At 72.1% G+C, this 20,848-nt stretch carries 19 protein-coding genes; 5 read left to right on the plus strand and 14 right to left on the minus strand.

The annotated features are described in order from the left end of the window. Window positions 1-5: 5 nt before the first annotated feature. Window positions 6-1,967, plus strand: coding sequence for a fumarate reductase/succinate dehydrogenase flavoprotein subunit (locus tag IE244_RS06235; RefSeq protein WP_191871626.1), 1,962 nt, complete (start codon window positions 6-8; stop codon window positions 1,965-1,967). Next, window positions 1,964-2,734: a succinate dehydrogenase/fumarate reductase iron-sulfur subunit gene (locus IE244_RS06240; protein WP_191871627.1), complete on the plus strand. Its 771-nt coding sequence runs from the start codon at window positions 1,964-1,966 to the stop codon at window positions 2,732-2,734. Before IE244_RS06235 ends, IE244_RS06240 begins: the two co-directional genes overlap by 4 nt. A gap of 54 nt (window positions 2,735-2,788) precedes the next feature. Here IE244_RS06240 and IE244_RS06245 read toward each other — a convergent pair whose 3' ends face one another. Beyond that, a complete protein-coding gene (locus tag IE244_RS06245; protein WP_229853970.1) occupies window positions 2,789-3,958 on the minus strand; it encodes a glycoside hydrolase family 18 protein in 1,170 nt (389 codons plus the stop codon). 95 nt (window positions 3,959-4,053) lie between these two features. Here IE244_RS06245 and IE244_RS06250 point away from each other — a divergent pair, with 95 nt between their 5' ends. After that, window positions 4,054-5,628, plus strand: a complete 1,575-nt coding sequence (locus IE244_RS06250) for a hypothetical protein (protein ID WP_191871628.1) — start codon at window positions 4,054-4,056, stop codon at window positions 5,626-5,628. Window positions 5,629-5,808: 180 nt separating this feature from the next. Here the strand turns inward: IE244_RS06250 and IE244_RS06255 are convergent, their stop codons facing one another. The 5 genes from IE244_RS06255 to IE244_RS06275 form a co-directional block, all read right to left on the minus strand. Further along, on the minus strand, window positions 5,809-8,397 hold the full coding sequence (locus IE244_RS06255) for a SpoIIE family protein phosphatase (protein ID WP_191871629.1): 2,589 nt from the start codon (window positions 8,395-8,397) through the stop codon (window positions 5,809-5,811). 271 nt (window positions 8,398-8,668) lie between these two features. After that, window positions 8,669-9,076 (minus strand): ATP-binding protein, encoded by a 408-nt coding sequence (locus tag IE244_RS06260; protein WP_191871630.1) that lies wholly within the window; start codon window positions 9,074-9,076, stop codon window positions 8,669-8,671. Window positions 9,077-9,322: 246 nt separating this feature from the next. Beyond that, window positions 9,323-9,757 carry a (deoxy)nucleoside triphosphate pyrophosphohydrolase gene (locus IE244_RS06265; RefSeq protein ID WP_229853971.1) on the minus strand — a complete coding sequence of 145 codons (435 nt, stop codon included), beginning with the start codon at window positions 9,755-9,757 and terminating at the stop codon, window positions 9,323-9,325. A gap of 30 nt (window positions 9,758-9,787) precedes the next feature. Then, window positions 9,788-9,979 (minus strand): SPOR domain-containing protein, encoded by a 192-nt coding sequence (locus IE244_RS06270; RefSeq protein ID WP_191871631.1) that lies wholly within the window; start codon window positions 9,977-9,979, stop codon window positions 9,788-9,790. Window positions 9,980-10,358: 379 nt separating this feature from the next. After that, complete coding sequence (locus tag IE244_RS06275) at window positions 10,359-11,111, minus strand: GntR family transcriptional regulator (RefSeq protein WP_191871632.1); 753 nt, start codon at window positions 11,109-11,111, stop codon at window positions 10,359-10,361. Between the two features lie 458 nt (window positions 11,112-11,569). Between IE244_RS06275 and IE244_RS06280 the strand changes: the two genes are divergently transcribed. Next, window positions 11,570-12,790 carry a serpin family protein gene (locus IE244_RS06280; protein ID WP_229853972.1) on the plus strand — a complete coding sequence of 407 codons (1,221 nt, stop codon included), beginning with the start codon at window positions 11,570-11,572 and terminating at the stop codon, window positions 12,788-12,790. Here IE244_RS06280 and IE244_RS06285 read toward each other — a convergent pair. Next, on the minus strand, window positions 12,753-13,193 hold the full coding sequence (locus IE244_RS06285) for a MarR family winged helix-turn-helix transcriptional regulator (protein ID WP_191872100.1): 441 nt from the start codon (window positions 13,191-13,193) through the stop codon (window positions 12,753-12,755). The genes IE244_RS06280 and IE244_RS06285 overlap by 38 nt on opposite strands. 117 nt (window positions 13,194-13,310) lie before the next feature. On the opposite strand from IE244_RS06285, the gene IE244_RS06290 reads away from it, so the two are divergent. Further along, window positions 13,311-14,294: an SMP-30/gluconolactonase/LRE family protein gene (locus IE244_RS06290; RefSeq protein ID WP_229853973.1), complete on the plus strand. Its 984-nt coding sequence runs from the start codon at window positions 13,311-13,313 to the stop codon at window positions 14,292-14,294. A gap of 30 nt (window positions 14,295-14,324) precedes the next feature. Here the strand turns inward: IE244_RS06290 and IE244_RS06295 are convergent, their stop codons facing one another. The 7 genes from IE244_RS06295 to IE244_RS06325 form a co-directional block, all read right to left on the minus strand. After that, window positions 14,325-15,740: a DUF1266 domain-containing protein gene (locus IE244_RS06295; protein WP_191871633.1), complete on the minus strand. Its 1,416-nt coding sequence runs from the start codon at window positions 15,738-15,740 to the stop codon at window positions 14,325-14,327. Between the two features lie 28 nt (window positions 15,741-15,768). Then, complete coding sequence (locus IE244_RS06300) at window positions 15,769-17,013, minus strand: ATP-grasp domain-containing protein (protein ID WP_191871634.1); 1,245 nt, start codon at window positions 17,011-17,013, stop codon at window positions 15,769-15,771. Between the two features lie 29 nt (window positions 17,014-17,042). Further along, window positions 17,043-18,254 carry an ATP-grasp domain-containing protein gene (locus tag IE244_RS06305; protein ID WP_191871635.1) on the minus strand — a complete coding sequence of 404 codons (1,212 nt, stop codon included), beginning with the start codon at window positions 18,252-18,254 and terminating at the stop codon, window positions 17,043-17,045. Window positions 18,255-18,304: 50 nt separating this feature from the next. Further along, on the minus strand, window positions 18,305-18,871 hold the full coding sequence (gene epsC / locus IE244_RS06310) for a serine O-acetyltransferase EpsC (protein WP_229853974.1): 567 nt from the start codon (window positions 18,869-18,871) through the stop codon (window positions 18,305-18,307). A gap of 32 nt (window positions 18,872-18,903) precedes the next feature. Next, on the minus strand, window positions 18,904-19,671 hold the full coding sequence (locus tag IE244_RS06315; RefSeq protein WP_191871636.1) for an ABC transporter permease: 768 nt from the start codon (window positions 19,669-19,671) through the stop codon (window positions 18,904-18,906). An 86-nt stretch (window positions 19,672-19,757) separates the two neighbouring features. After that, window positions 19,758-20,576, minus strand: coding sequence for a thioesterase II family protein (locus IE244_RS06320; RefSeq protein WP_229853975.1), 819 nt, complete (start codon window positions 20,574-20,576; stop codon window positions 19,758-19,760). Further along, window positions 20,573-20,845: an acyl carrier protein gene (locus tag IE244_RS06325; RefSeq protein ID WP_191871638.1), complete on the minus strand. Its 273-nt coding sequence runs from the start codon at window positions 20,843-20,845 to the stop codon at window positions 20,573-20,575. Before IE244_RS06325 ends, IE244_RS06320 begins: the two co-directional genes overlap by 4 nt. Between the last annotated feature and the right edge of the window lie 3 nt (window positions 20,846-20,848).

The raw sequence follows: 20,848 nt of genomic DNA on the forward strand, positions 1-20,848 counted from the left end.
GTCTGATGACCGTGGTCGACCGCCAGGAGTGGGACGTCGTCGTGGTCGGTGCCGGCGGCGCCGGACTGCGGGCCGCCATCGAGGCGCGTGAGCGGGGCGCCCGTACGGCGGTGATCTGCAAGTCGCTGTTCGGCAAGGCGCACACGGTCATGGCCGAGGGCGGCATCGCGGCGGCCATGGCCAACGCCAACGAGCACGACAACTGGCAGGTCCACTTCCGCGACACCCTGCGCGGCGGCAAGTTCCTCAACCAGTGGCGGATGGCCGAGCTGCACGCGCAGGAGGCCCCGGACCGGGTGTGGGAGCTGGAGACCTGGGGCGCGCTGTTCGACCGTACGAAGGACGGCCGCATCTCGCAGCGCAACTTCGGCGGCCACGAGTACCCGCGCCTCGCCCACGTCGGGGACCGTACGGGCCTGGAGCTGATCCGCACCCTCCAGCAGAGGATGGTCGCGCTCCAGCAGGAGGACTTCAGGGAGACCGGGGACTACGAGTCCCGGCTGAAGGTCTTCCAGGAGTGCACGGTCACCCGGGTCCTCAAGGACACGGCGTCCGGCAGCGGCACCGCCGCGGGCCGGGTCTGCGGCGTCTTCGCGTACGAGCGCGAATCCGGCCGTTTCCTCGTCCTCGAGGCGCCCGCGGTCGTCGTCGCGACCGGCGGGATCGGCAAGTCGTTCAAGGTCACGTCGAACTCGTGGGAGTACACCGGCGACGGTCACGCGCTGGCGCTGCTGGCCGGGGCGCGGCTGGTGAACATGGAGTTCGTCCAGTTCCATCCGACGGGCATGGTCTGGCCGCCGTCGGTGAAGGGCATCCTCGTCACCGAGTCGGTGCGCGGCGACGGCGGGGTGCTCAGGAACTCCGAGGGCGAGCGGTTCATGTTCGACTACGTCCCGGACGTGTTCAAGGAGAAGTACGCCGAGTCGGAGGAGGAGGCCGACCGGTGGTACGACGACCCGGACACCAACCGGCGCCCGCCGGAGCTTCTCCCCCGCGACGAGGTGGCCCGGGCGATCAACTCCGAGGTGAAGGCGGGCCGGGGTTCGCCGCACGGCGGGGTCTTCCTGGACGTGTCCACACGGATGCCCGCCGAGGTGATCCGGCGCCGGCTGCCGTCGATGTACCACCAGTTCAAGGAGCTGGCGGACGTCGACATCACGGCCGAGGCGATGGAGGTCGGGCCGACCTGTCACTACGTGATGGGCGGTGTCGCCGTCGACTCCGACACGGCGGCGGCGCGCGGCGTGCCGGGCCTGTACGCGGCCGGTGAGGTGGCCGGCGGTATGCACGGCTCCAACCGGCTCGGCGGCAACTCCCTGTCCGATCTGCTGGTGTTCGGGCGCCGGGCGGGCTGGCACGCGGCGGAGTACGCGCAGGGGCTGGCGTACCAGCGCCCGCCGGTGGACGACGCCCAGGTCGACTCGGCGGCGGCGGAGGCCCTGCGGCCCTTCTCGGCGGAGGCCGGGCGGGAGGGCGAGGCGGGCCCGCCGGAGAACCCGTACACCCTGCACCAGGAACTCCAGCAGACCATGAACGACCTGGTCGGCATCATCCGCCGGGAGGGCGAGATGGAGCAGGCCCTGCACAAGCTGGCCGAGCTGCGGGTGCGGGCCCGCCGGGCCGGTGTGGAGGGCCACCGCCAGTTCAACCCCGGCTGGCACCTGGCCCTCGACCTCAGGAACATGCTGCTGGTCAGCGAGTGCGTGGCCCGGGCCGCGCTGGAGCGCACCGAGTCGCGCGGCGGGCACACCCGCGAGGACCACCCCACGATGGACCGCGCCTGGCGCAACGTGAACCTGCTGTGCGCCCTCGCCGACCCCACCGGCGGCCTCGCGGCGACCGACCCCGGCCGCGGCCAGATCCGCCTCACCCGCGAGAGCACCGACCCCATCCGCCCGGACCTGCTCGCCCTCTTCGAGAAGGAGGAGCTGGTCAAGTACCTCGCCGAAGAGGAGCTGTACGAGTGAGCAGCTATGAGGCCCGCTTCAAGGTGTGGCGGGGCGACGAGCAGGGCGGCGGCCTGGAGGACTTCTCGGTCGAGGTCAACGACGGCGAGGTGGTGCTGGACATCATCCACCGGCTGCAGTCCACCCAGGCGCCCGACCTCGCCGTCCGCTGGAACTGCAAGGCGGGCAAGTGCGGTTCGTGCTCGGCGGAGATCAACGGCCGCCCGCGTCTGATGTGCATGACCCGGATGTCGGTGTTCGACCGCGCGGAGACGATCACCGTCACCCCTCTGCGCGCCTTCCCGGTGATCCGCGATCTGGTGACGAACGTCGGCTTCAACTACCAGAAGGCCAGGGAGGTCCCGGCGTTCGTGCCGCCGGCCGGTGTGGGCCCCGGCGAGTACCGGATGACGCAGGAGGACGTGGACCGCTCGCAGGAGTTCCGCAAGTGCATCGAGTGCTTCCTGTGCCAGGACACCTGTCACGTCGTCCGTGACCACGAGGAGAACAAGGCGGCGTTCGCGGGCCCCCGCTTCCTGATGCGGATCGCCGAACTCGACATGCACCCGCTGGACGCGGCCGCCGAGACCGGCCTGGACCGCAAGCGCACGGCCCAGGACGAACACGGCCTCGGCTACTGCAACATCACCAAGTGCTGCACGGAGGTCTGCCCCGAGGGCATCAAGATCACCGACAACGCCCTGATCCCGCTGAAGGAGCGCGCGGTGGACCGCAAGTACGACCCGTTGGTGTGGCTGGGCTCGAAGATCAGGCGGCGGTCTTCGTAACGGGCGTCCGGGGCGCGGGGCCGGCGGGATGAGGGCCGCCCCCTGTACTTCCGGTCAGCGGACCCAGTCCTCCTGGTACGCCCGCCAGTCCGCCTCCGTGGCCGCGAAGTCGACGTACAGGGCGACGCCGAACCGGACGCGGTCGGCGTCGGTGCGGGACAGGCCCAGACGGACCCCGCGTACGGCGGCGGGGACGGTCTCCGCGTGGGCACGGTGGCCGAAGCGGTTCTCGTGGTAGAAGGGCAGGCCCATCAGGAGGTCGGTGGTCCTGGGAGTGACTTCCAGGGCGAGGCTGGTCTGCTGGGCCACGTAGCCGCCGTAGAGGCTCTGCAGGGGTTGCATGGTGTCGTACGACATGACGGCGATCTGGTCCACGCGGCGGGCGACCTGCCCGAAGTAGGCCTGCGACCACCATTTGGGATGCCCGGTGGTCGCGCCCCAGAAGGAGTGGAAGGCCGGGAGCGGGTCGATCTGGTGGGCCGCGACGGAGAGCAGCGCGTGACGGGCGTGGGTGAGGGCGCGGAGGTCGTCGAGGAGGGCGAGGTAGTTCTTGTCGCCGGAGTGGAGGGGCTCCAGGTCGAAGTGGGCGCCCTCGAAGCCGGCGGCGAGGATCTGGCGGGTGGAGGCGAGGATCGCGGTGCGGGTGGCCGCGCGGTCCAGCCGCAGCCCGTCGGGGCTCTCGCTGGCCAGCTTGTCGCCGAGCCAGGCCTGGACACGGACGCCGGGCGCCGCGCGGTGCAGGGCCGTGGTCAGCCAACGGGACCTGCGGTAGGCCGACTTGGGCAGGGTGCCGTCGTGTTCCAGGGGGCCCGCGTGGACGTACAGGTCCCGGATGCCGGTGGTCTTCAGGCGGCGGGCGAGGGCCTGGACGTCGCGGTCGGTCCTACGGCCGTCCACCCAGGCGTGGCCCAGCCACAGGGCGTCCTGGTGACGGGTGGTGGTGCCGGGTTTCGGGGTGCCCGTGTAGTTGACGCGGAGGGCCGTTTCGGCGGTGAGGAGGGGGAGGAGAAGGAGGGTGAGGGCGGCCAGGGCGGAGCGGAGGACACGGCGGCGCCGTCTCGGGCGGCGCGCCTCGGCGGCGCCTTCGCCGGGGGTTTCCGCGCCGGCGCTCGGACCCGCCCCCGCGCCGCCGGCCCCTTCCCCGCCGGTCTCCTCCCCGCCCGTTCCCGTCTCGCCCGTTCCTTCCCCGTCCGGCGCTTCCTCGTCCCTTCCCCCTTCGTGCATACCCCGCCCGTCCATTTCTGTCTCCTGCCCTTCTCTTCCCCCACCCGTATCCGCCCCGCTCGCGAAGGCGCCTACCTGCCCATACGCTCCAAAATGTGACGTCCTCCCCGACCCGGTGCCGGCCCCGGCGCGCCACCGCGCACATATCGGCGCGGGTGGCGCACGCCGTGCTGGGTGCCGGGGTCGGGGCCGGGTGGCTGGTGTTGCCCCTGATGACGACCGGTGCGCAAGATCCGGTTCCCGTGGCGGCCGTCGCGACGGTCGCGAGCGCCGACGCGCCGGGGCAGGACGAGACGTCCACCGCGGATCTCGTCCTGCCCCTCGTCGCGGGCGTCGCGGCCGTGGGGCTGGCCGGATACGGCTATCTGCGCCGCACCCGCCGCGCCCGCAGCCGTACGACCCCCGGGACCGTCTCCGCCGCCCCGCCCGTCCCCTCCCCGGCCGACACCGAGCGCCAGGCCCGCGCGGCACTGGTCCTCGCCGACGACTGCGTACGGACCAGCCGTGAGGAACTCTCCTTCGTCCGGCGGCGGTTCGGGCAGGCCGAGACCGAACCCCTCGTCCACGCGCTGCGGGCCGCCGAGACCGAGCTGGCCGCCGCGTGCGCGATCTGGCAGCGGTACGAGCAGGGGGTGCCCGAGGACACGGTGGCACGGCGGCAGGCGCTGGTCGGCGTGGTCGGCCGGTGCGCGGAGGCGGGCCGCCGGCTGGACGCGGAGGCTCCCGAGCTGGACCGGCTGCGGGAGCTGGACGGTCCTGGGCTGGCCGGGGCCCTGGAGTCGGCCGAGACCTGGTTCCGCGAGCTGACGGGGCGCACGCTGACCGCACAGGACACCCTGGTGGAACTGCACGAGCGGTACACCGCCTCGGCGATCGGGCCGGTCATCGGGTACGTCGAACAGGCCAAGGACCGGCTGGTGTTCGCCACCGTCCGGCTCAACGAAGCCCGTCAGGCGGCCGACGCGGGCGACGGCGGGCGGGCCGCCGGGCAACTGCGCGCCGCCGAGGGTGCGGTGGTCCAGGCCGAGGCCCTGGTGACCGGGGTGGAAGGGCTCGCGGCGCGGCTGCGGGAGGCGGCGGAGCTGGTGCCGGCCGCGCTGACCGGCGCGGAGGCGGAGATCGCGCCGGCCCGGCAGGGGGGTGGGCGCAAGCCGCTGACGAGCGGTGAGCTGCACGCGCGGCTGGCCCACGCCGACGGTGTGCTGGCCGCCGTGCGGGAGGAGCGGACGGCGGGACCGTACGACCCGCTGGACGCCCTGCGCCGGATCGCGCGGGCCGTGGAGCGGCTGGAGACGGGCCACTCGGGCGCACCGGCCGCGGCTGCGCTGCTCGTGGCGAGGGGTTCCGTCGCCGGGGCGGAGGAGTTCGTCGCGGTGCACCGGGGCGCGGTGGGCCCGGAGGCGCGGGTTCTCCTGGCACAGGCGGCACGGGAGCTGGGCACGGGCCACCCCGACGAGGCCGACTCCCTCGCCCGCGCGGCCCGGGAGCTGGCCGAACGGAACGTGCGGGCCCACGGCAGCCCGTACCCGGGCGCCGGCGGGGACGCGCCGGGCCTGGCCGGTGCGGTCCTGGGCGGTGTGCTGCTGGCCGAGGACCCGGACGCGGGCCCGCCGGCGAGCTACGGCGGCCCTCGGACACGGGGCCGCCACCGCTTCGCACCGCGCGCCTAGTGCCGCAGCACCGGCCGACCGGGCGAACGACCGCTTCCGCCAGGACGCGCCGCGGACGTCACCACGACGAAGGCCCGCCCCCACGGTTACGGCCCCGGGCCCACCAGCCAGGCCGGCCCCGGCAGTCGGGGTCGGCGCTGAGCGAGCCGGACCGCCAGGCCCCGTCCGTCGAGGGGCTCGTCAGAAGAGGCTCAGCAGTGCTTCGGCCGGGTCGGTCAGTCCCGCCTCTCCCCCGGGCAACGGCAACTCGAACCACACCGTCTTGCCGCGCGGCGTCCGGCGTGAGCCCCACGCCGCGCTCAGCAACCCGACCAGCTGCAGCCCCCGGCCCCCCTCGTCCGTGTCCCGGGCGCGTCGCCGCCGGGGCTGGACCAGGCCGGAGTCCCAGACCTCGCAGACCAGCGTGCGGTCCAGCAGCAGCCGGAGCCGGATCTCCCCCTCGCCGTACCGCAGCGCGTTGGTGACCAGCTCGCTGACGAGCAGCTCCGCCGTGTCGACCAGTGGCTCCAGACCCCAGCCCTGCAGCCGCGCCCGGGCGTACTCGCGCGCCCGCCCCACGCTCCGCGGCTCGCGCGGCAGCGTCCAGTCCCCGACGGAATCGGACGGCAGCCCCTGCACCCTCGCCATCAGCAGCGCGATGTCGTCCTCGCCGTGGTGGGTGTCGAGGGTGCTCAGGACGTGGTCGCAGACGTCCTCCAGCGGGCTGGACGGGTCGGTGAGCGCGCCGACGAAGGCCTGGAGGCCCTCCTCCAGGGGGTGGTCGCGGGACTCGACCAGACCGTCCGTGTAGAGGGCCAGCAGCGCGCCCTCCGGCAACTCGACCTCGACCTCCTCGAAGGGCTCGCCCCCCACGCCGAGCGGCATGCCGGGCGGCACGTCCAGCATCAGGGCGGCCTCACCGGGCTCGACCAGGACCGGCGGCAGATGGCCGGCGTTGGCGAACGTACAGCGTCTGGTGACGGAGTCGTACACCGCGTAGACGCAGGTCGCGAGGTACACCTCGGACAGGTCGGCGTCCCGCGGCTGGCGTGCCGTACGCGTGGCCTGCTGGACGCCGCCCGGGGTGCCCAGCCCTCGCGCGATCTCGTCCAGCGCCGAGAGGACCTCGGCGGGTTCGAGGTCCAGCAGAGCCAAGGTCCGTACGGCCGTGCGGAGTTCACCCATGGCGACGGCGGCCCGCAGACCCCGCCCCATCACATCGCCCACGACCAGCGCCGTACGGTGACCCGGCAGTTCGATCACGTCGAACCAGTCGCCGCCCACCTCGGTGGCCGCGTTGCCAGGCAGATAGCGGCAGGCGATGTCGAGCCCGGACGCCTCCGGGTCCCCCGGCGGCAGGAGCGAGCGTTGCAGTATCAGCGCCCGCTCGTGTTCCCGGCGGTACAGGCGCGCGTTGTCGATGCACACGGCGGCGCGCGCGGCCAGCTCCACCGCCAGTTCGCGGTCCCGGTCGCCGAACGGCTCGCTGCCCTTGGCGCGGGCGAACCGGGCGAGCCCGACGACCGTGTCGTGGGCGACCATCGGCACGGCCAGCGTGGACTGGACGAGTGCACCCTCCTCGGCGGGCACGCGCTGGGGCCGGGCGGTGCGCAGGGCGTCCGCGCAGGGCGAGTTGAAGGGGAAGTGGTGCACCGCGCCGACCGCGACGGGATCGGCGGTGCCGCTGAGCGGCACGTCCGACACGGCGCTGGCGAAGGCGACGCGGCGCAGTTCGGCACTGCCGTCGGCGAGGCCGGGCGGGGTCTCGTCGCCGGTGAGCAGGCCCTGGTAGAGGTCGACGGTGGCCAGGTCGCAGAAGCCGGGGACGACGACGTCGAGGAGTTCCCGGGCGGTGGTCTCCAGGTCGAGGGAGTTCCCTATGCGGGCGCCGGCCTCGTTGAGCAGGGCGAGGTTGCGGCGGGCGGCGGCGGCCTCGCGGGCGGCGGCCCGGCGGGCGGTGATGTCGGTGCCGAGCCAGGCGATACCGATGGGCCGGCCGCTGCCGCTGTGCACGCGGTAGAGGTTGACGGACCAGTGCCGGCGTTCCTCGGAGCCGGGGACGTACCCGGTGACATGCATGTCGGTGATGGACTCGCCGGACTGCAGCACCCGGCGCAGCGTGGCCGAAACCCGCTCGGCCTCACCGCGCGGCAGATAGTCGTGCACGCCCTTGCCCCGGTGGTCGTCCGGGGTCCCGCCGAAGACGGAGGCGAACCGCTCGTTGGCCCGACGGACCCTCAGATCGGCGTCGATCAGCAGGAATCCGAACGGAGACTGGCCGAATATGGCCTGTGAGGCGGCGAGATCGGTCTCGATGCTGCGCAGGGTGCGTACGTCCACGACGATGCAGACGGCGGCCCTGTCGCCCTCGCCGGTCCGGGTGGGCATGACGTAGACCTCGGCGAGGCCGTCCTCGCCGCGGGCCCCGTCCGCCTGGTCCGGCATGCGGAAGGGCACGACCCCGGTCCACTCCCGCCCGTCGAGGATTTCGGCCATCTTGCGCTGGCCGCGCTCGCGCAGATCGGGGTCGATGAAGGCCTCTATGGGGTCCATACCGACGGCGCGCGCGGCGGGGATGCCGAAGAGTTGCTCGGCGCGCAGGCTCCACTGTTCGACCAGCCCGCCGGGGCCGATGGAGAAGGACGCGACCTTGATGTAGTCGTAGATCGAACCGGGCGGGCTGCTCTGCCACATGGCGTCGCCGGGTGCCGCGGCAGCTTCCGCGGCCTGGTGCCTCGCGCCGTCCGACGGGTCCTCGGACTCCGTGGCCTTCGCTGGTATCTCGCTCACGCGAACCGTCCCCTCCAGCTCACCGCGTCCGGCACCGGTCACCGGGTGCGGCTGCCCGCAGTATCCAGCACTACGGCGCCGCACGACACGGTGTTCACGATCACAGCTCGGTCCAGATGCTTTTCGGACCGCTCCGTGACAACACTCCCAGTCTTCTAACCAGGGAACACGCCCTCGAATCACACAGTGTGGGACCGGCCGCGCGCCCGGAGCGCACGGTGGGCGGACCGCCGCCGGCCGTACTCCCCCGTGCCCCCTCCATGCTTCCGGCTCACCCCGGCACCGCGAGTTCGAACCAGACGGTCTTTCCGCTCACGCCAGGCCTGGTGCCCCAGCGGCGCGAGGAGCCCGCGACCAGTTGCAGACCGCGCCCGCTCTCGTCCTCGTCGCGGGCGACCCGCTCGCGCGGCGGGTCCGGCAGCGGGTCGGAGACCTCCACCCGCAGGGTGCCGGCCAGCCCGGCGGGGCGTACGAGCCGTACGCCGATGGGGCCGGTGGCGTGCCGCAGCGAGTTGGTGACCAGCTCGCTCACCAGCAAGGCGGTGAGGTCGGCGAGGCAGTCGAGGCCCCAGCCGTGCAACTGGCCGCGGACCGCGGAGCGTGCGGTGCGCACGGCGCCCGGTTCCGCGGGAAAGGTCCACTCGGCGCAGTCACCATCGGTGTCGATCACGCCGATCACTTCCCAGCCCAGCGAGCCCGCCCATGTCCGGTTTCATGGGGTTAATGGGCACATACCCGATATCCAGTGGGCAGTACCGCGCGAGAGGGCGCACTGTGGCACGAACGGCGTAGAGGGCGCTCCCCACAAAGAGCCCCGCGCCCGAGAACTCCGAGGGCGCGCTTCATCCGACTGCGGGGTCCGCGGTGACCGCTCGCGCCCCTCGGCGGAGCCTCAGTTGCTCACCGCCCCGCACCCCTTGCAGGACTACGTCCCGGATCCGGTCGCGGCCGCCACCTCGCGGACCGCCGGGACGTCCTGGTCGAGCCAGTCGACCTCCCAGATCCGGTCCGGGGTGAGCCAGCGCAGTTCGTCGTGGTCCTGGAGGGGCCTCGGCGCGGGGGAGCCGGGGCGCAGACGGGCGGTCCACACCCGCAGGACGTACGGGGACCTCAGGGGCCACTCCCCCGGCACGCGCGCGACCGGTTCGGCGTCGACGCCCAGCTCCTCGCGCAGTTCGCGCACCAGGGCGTCCTCGGGCCGCTCGCCCGTCTCGACCTTGCCGCCGGGCAGCTCCCAGCGGCCCGCCAGGTCGGCGGGGGCGCTGCGGCGCGCGGCGAGCAGCCGGCCGCCGTCGAACAGGGCGGCTCCGACCACCACGATCCGGTCCGTCACGGGGGTCCTGGGCGTCGCAGGCGTCATGGAGCGGAGCCTACGGGAGGCACCGCGGGGTCAGTTACGGACGCTGTCCCCGTTCTGCCCTATGCGCTCGACCCAGTAGAGCTGTTCGTGGCCCCGGTCGTCGAGACTGTCGGCGATCTTCTGGGCCTCGGCGCGGGTCGCGTACCGGCCCACGCGGTAGCGATTGCCGTTGTCGTCCTGCCGTATCACGATCCAGGGCAGCGAGACCGTCCCCTCACTCATGGCCCCCACCACCCGCGCCGTTCCTTCTCGCACCGGCCCACCACCCGCTTCCCGTCCCGGGCCCCCGCCGAGCCCCGCCTAAGGAAACCGCAATCCGCATATGCCCGAGCGTACGCCCAACCTTCACGCAGCGAATACGCCTTTTCACAAAGAGGTACGCAACCAGCCAGAACACCGGGGGCGCACGGAGGCGAACGCGCCGTCGTGAACGCCTCCGTCGTGCGTCGCGGGCATACCCGAGTGACCCCTGGTCACCTGGGAAGACGGCCGGATTGCAGCGGCGGCCGGCCCAGGCCGCGGGCGTGCTCGGCCGGACATCCACCCCAGGGGGCGCCGAGGGTGTGCGCTACCTCACTCGACGGGGCGCGCACTCCGGCCGTCACTTCACCGGCAGGTGGTACGCCACCCGGTACCGGTCGGCCGGGATCACCACGTCGGCGGTCTCCACCGGGCGGCCCGAGGCGTAGTACGTGCGCTGGACGACCACGACCACATGGCCGGGGACACCGCCGAGGACGTGCAGTTCCTCGGCGAGGCCGGGGCGGGCGCCGACCTCCTCGGTGACGTTGTCCACGATGACGTCGATGGCGCGCATGCGCTCGACGACGCCCATGCCGCCGAGCGGACCCTCCTCGGGCAGCATCACCGGGGTGCGGCCGGTGACGGCGAGGGGCTCCCAGGAGGTGGAGAGCATCATCGGCTCGCCGGCCTCGCGGAACAGGTACTTGGTGCGCATGACCCGGTCGCCGGCCTGGATCGCGAGCCGCTCGGCGAGGGCGGCCCCGGCCTCGGCCTGCTCGCTGCTCGACTCCCAGGTGCCGCGCACCGAGGCGTCGGCCTGCTCCTGCCGGAAGGGCGTGGCGCCGCCGGCCGGCCGGTATCCGGAGCGGGCCAGCCGGCGGGGCACGGGCCGCTCGCGCACATACGTCCCGGAGCCGGAGCGGCCCTCGACCAGCCCCTCGGCCATCAGTACCTTGCGGGCCTCCAGCGCGACCGTGTCCGAGACGCCGTACTCCTGGCGGATACGGGCCTGTGAGGGCAGGCGGGTGTGGGGCGGCAGCGAACCGTCGACGATCTTCTTGCGGAGATCACCCGCGACACGCAGGTACGCCGGCTGCTCACCGAAAGTCACTGGCCGCTCCCATCAGGTTGTACAGACAGCAACAGCGTGGCAACCGTGGGTTGTGCCATGCAAGCAAAGGCCAGAGAATCACTCGATGTGATGACATGGCGGGTGGGAGGGCTTTACGCAGGCACTTCCTCCCTATAGATGCGCTCGCCCGGCTGAGCTCACACCTGGAACGCCCGGCAGGCGGCACAGCACGCCGCACGCGCGGCCGACGCGGCCCTTCCGGCTGGTGGGGGCCGGGAGCCGGGGGTACGGACACCGGTACCGTGCTCCTGGGGCGGGCGGCGCGCGGCGCGGGACCGGCGCAGGGGGAGCGGGGACGAACGGGGGCGCTTCTTGTGCGGGACGGGCGCGAGCCGCAGGCCGGCGGCGGGTGGGGGGACGGATCCGCTGCCGCTGCCCGAGGACACGTACGCGATGACCGGACGAGGAGTGGGCAAGGCCTCGTGGAAGGACGACCAGTGAGCAAGGTGACCGCCGAGACGGTCCGTCGGGTGAACGGGCTGACGGCCCGCTGGGCGCAGGCCCTGCCGGAGGGCACGGTCTTCTCCGCGCCCGGAGTCTGGCCCCTGCTGGCCTTCCTGGCCGACGGCGCCGCGGGCCCGGCGCGGGCGGAGCTGAGCGGGGCCCTCGGCCTGCCGGCGGACCAGGCGGCCGCCGCCGCACGGGAGTTGCTGGGCGCGCTGGCGGAGGTGCCCGGTCTGGACGCGGCGCTCGGCCTGTGGGCGCACCACGCGCTCGCCCTGCGCGAGGAGTGGCGGGCGGGGCTGCCCGCCGGGACGTACGGGGTGTTCGGGGACGACCTGGTGACCGCGCAGGAGCGACTGGACGCCTGGGCGGCCGAGCGGACCGGCGGGCTGGTCGAGCGCATGCCGGTGACGCTGACCCGGGACGCGCGGATGGTGCTGGCCGGTGCCCTCGCGCTGCGCACGACCTGGCGGCAGCCGTTCGCCGAGCTGCCGCTGCGGCCCGGCTCCGGCCCCTGGCAGGGTCGTACGCTGCGCGGGCTGCACCGGCGGAGCGTGCGTCCGGACCGGGTGGGTGTGACGGGCACGCCGGACGGCTTCGTCACCGCGCTCACGGTGCCCGGCGACAACGGCATCGACGTCCATCTGGTGCTCGGCGAGGAGCGCATGGCGCCGGGTCAGGTGCTCGCGGCCGGCGTGGGTGCCGTGGAGCGGACGCTGCCGCTCACCGCGGGCGGATCGCTGCCGCTCGGACATGTGGGGCCGGGCCTGTACGTGGAGCGGCAGCCGGCCGTCGAGCCGACGCCGCTGACGCTGGACGTGCGGACGGTGGTGTACGAGGTGCGCGCCGACCACGATCTGCTGGGCCTGGCGGGCCTGTTCGGGCTCACGGCGGCGACCGACCCGCGGCACGCCCACTTCCCCGGCGTCAGCGACTTCCCGCTCACGGTGGGCCAGGCACGCCAGTCGGCCGTCGCCCAGTTCGGCGCCCTCGGCTTCCGGGCGGCGGCCGCGACGGCGGCCGCGGAGGTGTACGGCAGCGCGCCGCCGCAGTACCGCTGCGAGTCCACGGTCGTCCGGGTCGTCTACGACCGGCCCTTCGGCTTCCTCGCCGTCGACCGCGAGTCACGGCTGGTGCTGGCGGCCGGCTGGGTGACCGATCCGGCGCCGGAGCCCGTCATGAGCTTCCCGGGCGCTGTTCCTCCAGCACTCTGACGCAGCGGGCGAGCAGCCCGGTCAGGGCGTCCCGCTCCGCGTCGGTGAACTCCGCGGCCAGGGCCCGCTCGACGCGCACGGCGGACGTGTCGGCGGTGGCCAGGACGGCACGGCCCTCGTCCGTGAGGCGGGTCTCCAGGACGTTCCTGTGCCACTCGTGCGGGCTGCGGACGATCAGCTCGCGGTCCTGGAGGTTCTTCAGGACCGTGTTCATGGTCGGCGGGGTGACCCCGCACAGCCGGGCCAGGGCGGCCGCGGAGATGCCCGGGTTGCCGGAGAGGTTGAGCAGCGCGGCGTACTGGGCGACGGTCAGGCCCGCCGGCTTCAGGACCGCCGTCTTGGTCGCGTTGAGGGCCTGCTCGGCCCGCTTGAGGTGGGAGCCGAGGCGCTCGGACGCGGGCATGGAGGTCACCGGGCCACATTAATGCCTGGGCGGGGATCAATACGCTCGCGAAGATTAGAGTTCTAATCTAGATTCGTGGTCATCATAGAGTGAGTAGCCGAACCGAGAGGCACCGCCGTGTCCCGTTCGATCCACCGCCGTACCTTCCTGACCGGCGCCGCCGCGGCGGCCGTGGCCGTCGCCGCGCCCACAGCGAGCGCGGCCACCGGCCCGCGCATCTCCACCGCCTTCACCCTCCCCGACGAGCGCGCCTACCCCGAGGGCATCGCCCTCGACCCCCGCACGGGCGACGCGTACGTCGGCTCCTTCACGGACGGCGCGGTCTACCGCGCCGCCGCCGGCAGCCGCGCGGCCGAGGTCTTCCTGCCCGCCGGCGCCGACGGCCGGACCACCGCCAACGGTCTGAAGGCCGACCGGGCGGGCCGGCTGTGGGTCATCGACCACACCACCGGGATCGACGTCTACGACCTGCGCGACCGCTCCCTGCTGACCCGCTTCGAGGCACCGCAGGACGACCCGCACTTCCTGAACGACCTCGTGATCACCGCGGACGGCACGGCCTACGCCACCGACAGCGCGCGCCCGTTGATCTACCGCGTCACCCCGGCCGACCTGGCCCGCGCCCGCGGCGGCCGCGCGCCGCTGACCGCGCACTACGACCTGAGCGGGGCCGTGTCCGCACACTCGCCGGACGACTACACCCTCAACGGCATCGCCGCCGACCCCGCCGGGCGCCTGCTGTTCGCCGTCGACATGACGGGGGGCGGCCTGTACCGGGTCGGCGTGACCGACGGCTCCGTACGCCGAGTCGCCCTGCACGGCGGCGACCTGAAGCACGGCGACGGCCTGGAGCTGGCCCACGGCACGCTGTGGGCGGCGCACAACGCGACCGACACCCTCACCCGCTGGCGTCTCTCCCCCGACGGCACCAGGGCCCGCCTGACCCGCACCCTGACCGACCCCGCCCTGCAGGTCCCCACCACCCTGGCCCGCGACCACCACGGCCTCCTCGTCGTCCGCTCCCAGTTCGACAAGGGCGGCCCGATGGGACAGGGGGTGCCCGAGACGCCGTTCACGGTGGCACGGGTGACGGGGATGTGATCTCGCGGCCGGGGCCTCGCCGGGGTGCCGCTAGCCCCCGAGCCCCGTACCCCTGGACACATGGAAGGGGACGGTGTTCCAGGGGCTGTCCGGGTGGCCGGCCAGGGCCCGGTGGGCGGCGAGCATCTCCTGGTACCAGCCGCCGAACTCCTCGTCGTCGAAGTGCAGGCAGCGCCCCAGGGCGTAGCCGGCGGAGAAGTCGTGCCACGAGGTGTGGGCGGCCTGGGCGGCCTCACTCGCCTCGACGACGGCCTCCCGCATCTCGGCGCGGGTGGCGAAGCGGGCGCCGTAGCCCCAGCGGGCCATCATCGAGGCGCGGCCGAGGTCCCAGGCGGCGACCGAACGCACCGCGGCGTCCGCCGGGAGCAGGCCGTCGGCGCGGAACCTGGCCTCGTAGCGCAGCACCTTGCCGACCAGGCCCACGACGTGCGCGACGAACTCCTCCCAGTCCGGGCCGATCTCCCCCTCCGGGGCGTGCGCGGCGCGCTCGCGCAGTGTCAGCTCGACGCGTTCGCGCCATGCGGTGGGGTCGACCGCCTGCGGCCGGCCGGCCGGGTGCCGGTGAGCGAGCGCGTTGCGCGCGTCGAGGACGAACTCCCAGTACCAGGGGGTGACGTCACGCTCCAGGAGCCGGCGCTGGATCTCCTGCCATGCGGCCCGGTCGGTGACGTCCCACCACTTGGCGAGCCGTTCGTGCTCCATGGACAGGCCCAGACCGTGGTAGTGCGGGTTGTTCCAGGCCTCGCCGTTGACGAAGCACATGTGGGCGCCGAGGGCCAGGCCGTGCAGGAGCGGGCCGCGGGGCGGTGCGCCGGTGCGCAGGGTGACGAGCCGCTCGGCGCGGCCGTCCTCGTCCCAGTGCTCGTTGTGGAGCGCGCGCCAGACCTGGCGCTCCTCCGCGTCGGCCGACATGAGCATGGGGCAGGGCGTCTGGTTGTTGACGGCGATGCCGGCGACGTCGTCGGGCATGTCGTCGGCCAGCTCGCGCAGGGTGTACGCCTCGAAGACCAGGTACGGGTGGGGGCGGGGCAGCAGGCCCCGGGTGTAGACGGCGACGATCCGTCCGACGCGGGTGTCGTAGACGTGGAAGGTGCGCCTGCCGGGATCGGGGGAGGTCTCCTCGCGCCGGAACGGCACGTACACGAGGTCACCGGCGAGTGCCTCCAGGTAGGCGAGCTGCAGGTCGCCCCGGGCCTCCTCCTCGGCTTCCGGGTCCTGCCAGTCGGCCGCGGCATGGCGGGTCAGCAGTTCGTACAGGTGCTGTTCGAGTGCGGCGGGCGCCTGCCAGGTGCCGGGCTCGGCGGGCGTGGGGACGTCGGGCAGCGCCTCGTCGTGATCGTCGAGTTCCCCGACGACGTAGCGTTCGGCCGACTGCCCTTCCGCTCCGCCCTGTTCGCGCCGATCCGCCCGCTTCCGTCCGCCGAACACCAGGTCCCCCGCATCCATGACCACGCCTGCGGCCACGAAGCGGCCGCTACAGGGGCTCGATGGTAATACGGTCCTCGATCTCCCGAATCGCCGCGTAGTCGGCATGCACCTGCTTCGCGTCCTCGTGGGAGAGGAACACGAAGCCGTAATTCAGCGAACGGACGAGATCGGAGCTCGGCTGCACCTCGTCCCCGTCACGCACGTCCACATGGAGGCCGCCGCAGCTCACCAACTCCTCGATCTCCTCGTAGAGGTGAGCGCCTTTGATGCGCCCTGCCGCGCGGATGAGAAGGAAGACAATCATGACCGCGCGCCGCAGGGCGTAGTCGCGGTGCAGATAGGGGGCATCGCCGAGGTATTCGATCAACCTCCTGATCCCGTTGTCCCCGGTGGCGGCTTCGGCGCTGATCGGCATTCCGCCACCACCGAGCCGGGCACCCGTCTCGATGAGTACCGGGCCCGCCGGGGTGAGCATCACCTCCGTGTGCGCCGGACCGAACCGAATCCCCAGGGCGTCCAGGACATCACGCGTGTACCGCGCGAGTGCGGCATATTCGGGAACCTCGGGTGACACATACTCCAGGCTCTCGTACACCGCTATGTTGCCCGCGTTCTTCACCTTTCCGTAGCGGGCCACATCGAGAATGTCGTGGCGGCCGTCGACGGAGAAGGTGTCGATGACGTACTCCGTGCCCGTCACACACTCCTGGACGACCACCTCCTCGTTGCGCAGTCCGAGGCAGTTCGTCGCCCCGATGATGCCGTGGAACGCCTCGCTCCAGCCCGCGCCTCCGGGAGCCATGGTGACGCCGTCGGTACCGGCGGACTTGGCAGGCTTGAGGATGAGGTCGGCGCCTTCCAGACCCGACCTGGCGATCCATTCCGGCACCGATTCGGGAGTCGCGGTGCACAGCGTCCTGATCGTCGCCAGACCGCTTGCCGCGACCGCCTCGGCCATGTCGCCCTTGTGCCGCCGCGCGGAGGACAGCGCGGGGACGTTGGCAAGGTCCGGGGTGATCTGTTCCGCCAGGCGATCAGCCAGTTCGACGCCTATCTCCGCACCCGGCAGCACGGCCACGGGGTCGAGGGAGCGCAGTTCCTTCACCAACTCCGGGGTGAATTCCGTGAACCAGGCATCGAAGTCGGAACTCTCGAACGAGTCCACGTAGAGGTCGGGTATGGATGAACCCGACGTGACGGCGACCACCGAATATCCTTCCTCCCGCAGCGCCGACGCGAGAAGCGTTCCGGATGAATAGGGATCGACGATCACTACCGTGCGTGCAGTCATGGCTTCCTTCGCGGCTTCGATCGGGTTGCTTATGCGATGCGATACGAGAAGGCACTCGTCACTCGCCGACAGGCGTCCAGGAGGTGGGCCGCGTCATCGCCGTGCACGAGGAACTCGGCGACGAAGTTCTCGTAATCCAGGGAGTACACCCGATAGGAATCGAGAACATAGCCGTCCAGGACCTCCGGGAGTGCTTTCATTTCTTCCAGCGGAGTGATGTCCACCACGTCTCCGACGCGGTCGGCGTCGAACGGGATCAGCGCGAGCCGGCAGTCCCGCGGCGTGTCGCGCGGCGTGCGCGACGGCTGTCCCAACGCCACGGAGACGACGACGTCGACGGGATCGATATGACATGCGTGCCGGGTCGCCACCCGGTAGAGGCCGCCTCCGGAGCGGACGTTGATCTCCACCAGCTCCACCGCGCCGCCGGCGCCGGCCCGCCCTTCCACATGCAGCCAGCCCTGGCTGAACTCCAGGTCCCGGCAGAGCGCCCCGACCTTGCCGCTCAGTTCACGGGCGGCGGTCGTCACCCCCGCCGACACCGGCGGATGCAGCCGGAGTCCCGCGTCGTGGTGGCGCTGCTCGTTGTGCTGCGTCTTCTCGACGACGAAGATCCCGTGGAACACCCCGTCGACGACCGGTCCGTCGACCGAGAACTCGACGCCCTCGATGTACTCCTCGATGACCAGCTCCGTCTCGTCGCCCGCGGCGTCGGCGATGGCGTCCAGGGCTGCGCCCAACTCCTCTGGTGTGTCCGCCTTTCGCACCAGCCTGGACCCCCCGGTGTCCCTGGCCGGCTTGACGATGACCGGGTAGCGGGGTACCGAACCCACCTCGAAGGAACCGGCGAATCCGCCGGCGAACCAGAGGTCGGAGTAGCCGTTGTCGCGCATCACCGTGCGGACCCGGGCCTTGCTCAGAAACGTCTCCCTGGCCTTCTCGCCCCCGGGCAGCCCGTAGAGACGCGCCACGGCGATCTGCCACGCCATGAGCGACTCCACGACGTTGACGATTCCGGCCGGCACCACACCGGCCGCTTCCACGGCGGCGACGAAGTGCTTCAGGTCCTGCTCGTCCCAGTCGATCACCAGATGCGCGTCGCACAGATCGCGGTTCGGGTCGTTCGGACGCTCGGAAACCAGAACGGGCCGTTGCCCCTTCTCCCGGAGCACCTCGACAACCGCCCGTACCGCCCCCGCGCCCCTCCTGGAAAAGACGAGTACGCCCTCGAAGTCGTTCACTGGAGCCAGCCCTCCCCATGCACCGCCCCGTCCGACGGGGCCGCGCTCTGTCAGTTCTGTGCCAGGGACGCGTCCCTGCTGCGCGCCGTCACATGCGACAACGCCGGTATCCGAGATCCGTCGGGGACCGATGTGGTCACCACCGAGTGAGCCCCTACGAACGTGTGCGCGCCGATATGCACCGGACCCAGAACGCTGGCACCCACCCCGATCACCACGTGGTTTCCGACCACGGGATGCCTGCGCGCCGATCTTCCCCGCGCCGTGTCCCGCCACCAGCCCACCGAGCCCAGCGTGACCTGGTGGTAGACCATCACGTCGTCACCGATCCGTGCGGTCTCCCCGATCACCACACCGCTGCCGTGATCCACGAAGAACCGGCGGCCGATGCTGGCTCCCGGGTGGATCTCGATACCGGTGAGCCAGCGTCCGACCAGGCTGATCAATCGCGCCACGATCCGGTGATTCGACAGATAGAGGGCATGGGCCGGCCGGTACAGCCACTGGGCGAGCATGCTGGGGTGCAGCAGCGCCTCGACAGCGGACGCGACGGACGGATCCTTGGCTCGCACCGTGTCGATGTCCTCGGAAAGGCGAGCCCTCCATGCCTTCACCACAACGGTCCCTTCGCCGGGTACGCCAGCTTCGTTCAGGAGAGGGTCACGGTCCCTTCCTGCTTGAGACGGCGGAGCAGCCTCTCCACCACGAGGAGGCCGACCGCGTAGGCGCACACCCCCAGCAGAAGCAGTGCGGTCAGCCTGCCGCCGAGATCAGCCACGGGGTCCGGGCGCACGGTGGACCTGAGCAGATCGGCCGCCCAGGTCAGGTAGATCACCTTGCTCACCGGATGCAGCCAGGACGGGAGCGAGGAAACGGGCACCATCACCCCTGAGAGCAGATAGAAGGGGTACCCGAGAGCGTTGGCGTAGACACGCGCCGACCTCGCCACCACGAACATCGCGGACAGCGAGGTGGCGACTCCGAAAGTGGCCAGTGCGGTGGCGGCCAAGGTCATGACGAGCGGCCAGAAATGGTAGACGGAGATGTCGGCGTCGAAGACCACTCGGGCGGTCGTCCAGGACTCGGCGAACATCAGGAAGAACAGCGACGATATGACGGCCACGCGGCCGCCTATCATGAAGGTGAACCGTGCGGGGGCGGACAGGAAAAGTTCGAGGGTCCCGTTGGTGCGCTCCGCGTCGATAGCCGATCCTGCCAGGTCCAGCGAAACCAGCCATACCCCCATGAGCGCCGGCGCTATGGCGGCATAGGATTCCATGCCGGGATTCCCCGCCCATCTGACCGTCGACAGAAGAATGGCCGTGAAGAGCGGTATGGTGGCGAAAATCTGCAGCTGACCGGCGCTGCGCCGAAAGAGCCGGAACTGCAACCGCCCTCCTGCGATGACCTCGTTCATGCCGCGCAGCTCCGATTCCTTGCCTGTAATCGCTATCGTCCGGACGTCAGTGATGTTCCGCAGGCCCATTCCACGATACGGGAGCTCTATTCCTCCATGGAATGGACGGATTGTGCCAAGGCCGAAAGAGTCCTCGGGTCAGGTGCCAGGAACCGCCGCACACCCGCCGCGACGGCCTCCGGGTGTTCCAGGTGGAAGAAGTGGCCCCCGGCGAACATGCGGCAGGCGAAGGACTTCGACGTGTGAAGCCGCCAGGCCGACAGCTCCGCGCGCCGGACTGCGTCGCGCTGCCCTCCCATCGCGACGATCGGCACGGCAAGCGGAGCGTCGGTCCTCCACAGCGGGGCCGTCTCCCCCATCTCGAAGTCCGCCTGCAGGACGGGCAGGAAGACGTCGAGCAGGGTTTCGTCTTCCAGGATCCGCTCCGGGGTGGCGCCCAGGCTCCGCATTTTCGCCGCCAGTTCCCGCCTGTCCAGCGGATGCACCAGCGGAAGGTCGGGCGGCATGTGCGGCGGCCGGCGGGCAGCCGCGAACAGGAGCGCCGGCAGCGGCAGCCCTCGCCGTTGCAGCACGGCGACCGTGCGGTGGGCCAGAAGCGCGCCCATGCTGTGCCCGTAGAAGGCGTACGGCTCCCGGCACCACGGTGCCAGGGCGTCGGCCACCGCACGGGCCATCACCTCGATGTCGCGGACCAGCGCCTCCCGCCGTCGCGCCTCCCGGCCGGGCAGGTGCAGCGGCAGCACCTGCGCCACGTCCGCCAGCAGGGGGACCCAGGGCCGGTACGCCGCCGCGCCGCCTCCGGCGAACGGGAAGCAGAAGAGGCGGATACGGCCTTCCGCGTGATCGGGGACGCGCAGCCAGGGCGTGCCGGGCACACCTGTCCCGCGGCCGACCGGACCGCTCATCGGCCGTTGCCGCCCGAGGCGACCAACTCGGTCAGGGCCGCCACATAGGGATCGCCCCACACCACTCGGGGCTGGACGTTCACCCCGAACTCGTCCTTGAGCCAGGCGACGAGGACGAGAGCCTCCTTCGACGTCAGGCCGTGGTCGAAGAGGTCGGCCCAGGCGAGTTCGTCGTCCGTCAGTGCGTCCGGCACCGCCAGGAGCGACCGGACCTGTCGTCCGATGCGCCACGCGATGTCACGGTCGTGGGCTGCCTGCGGAGTGTCCATGGG

Origin of the sequence: Streptomyces filipinensis (genome assembly GCF_014649495.1) — a bacterium.
GTDB lineage: Bacteria > Actinomycetota > Actinomycetes > Streptomycetales > Streptomycetaceae > Streptomyces > Streptomyces filipinensis.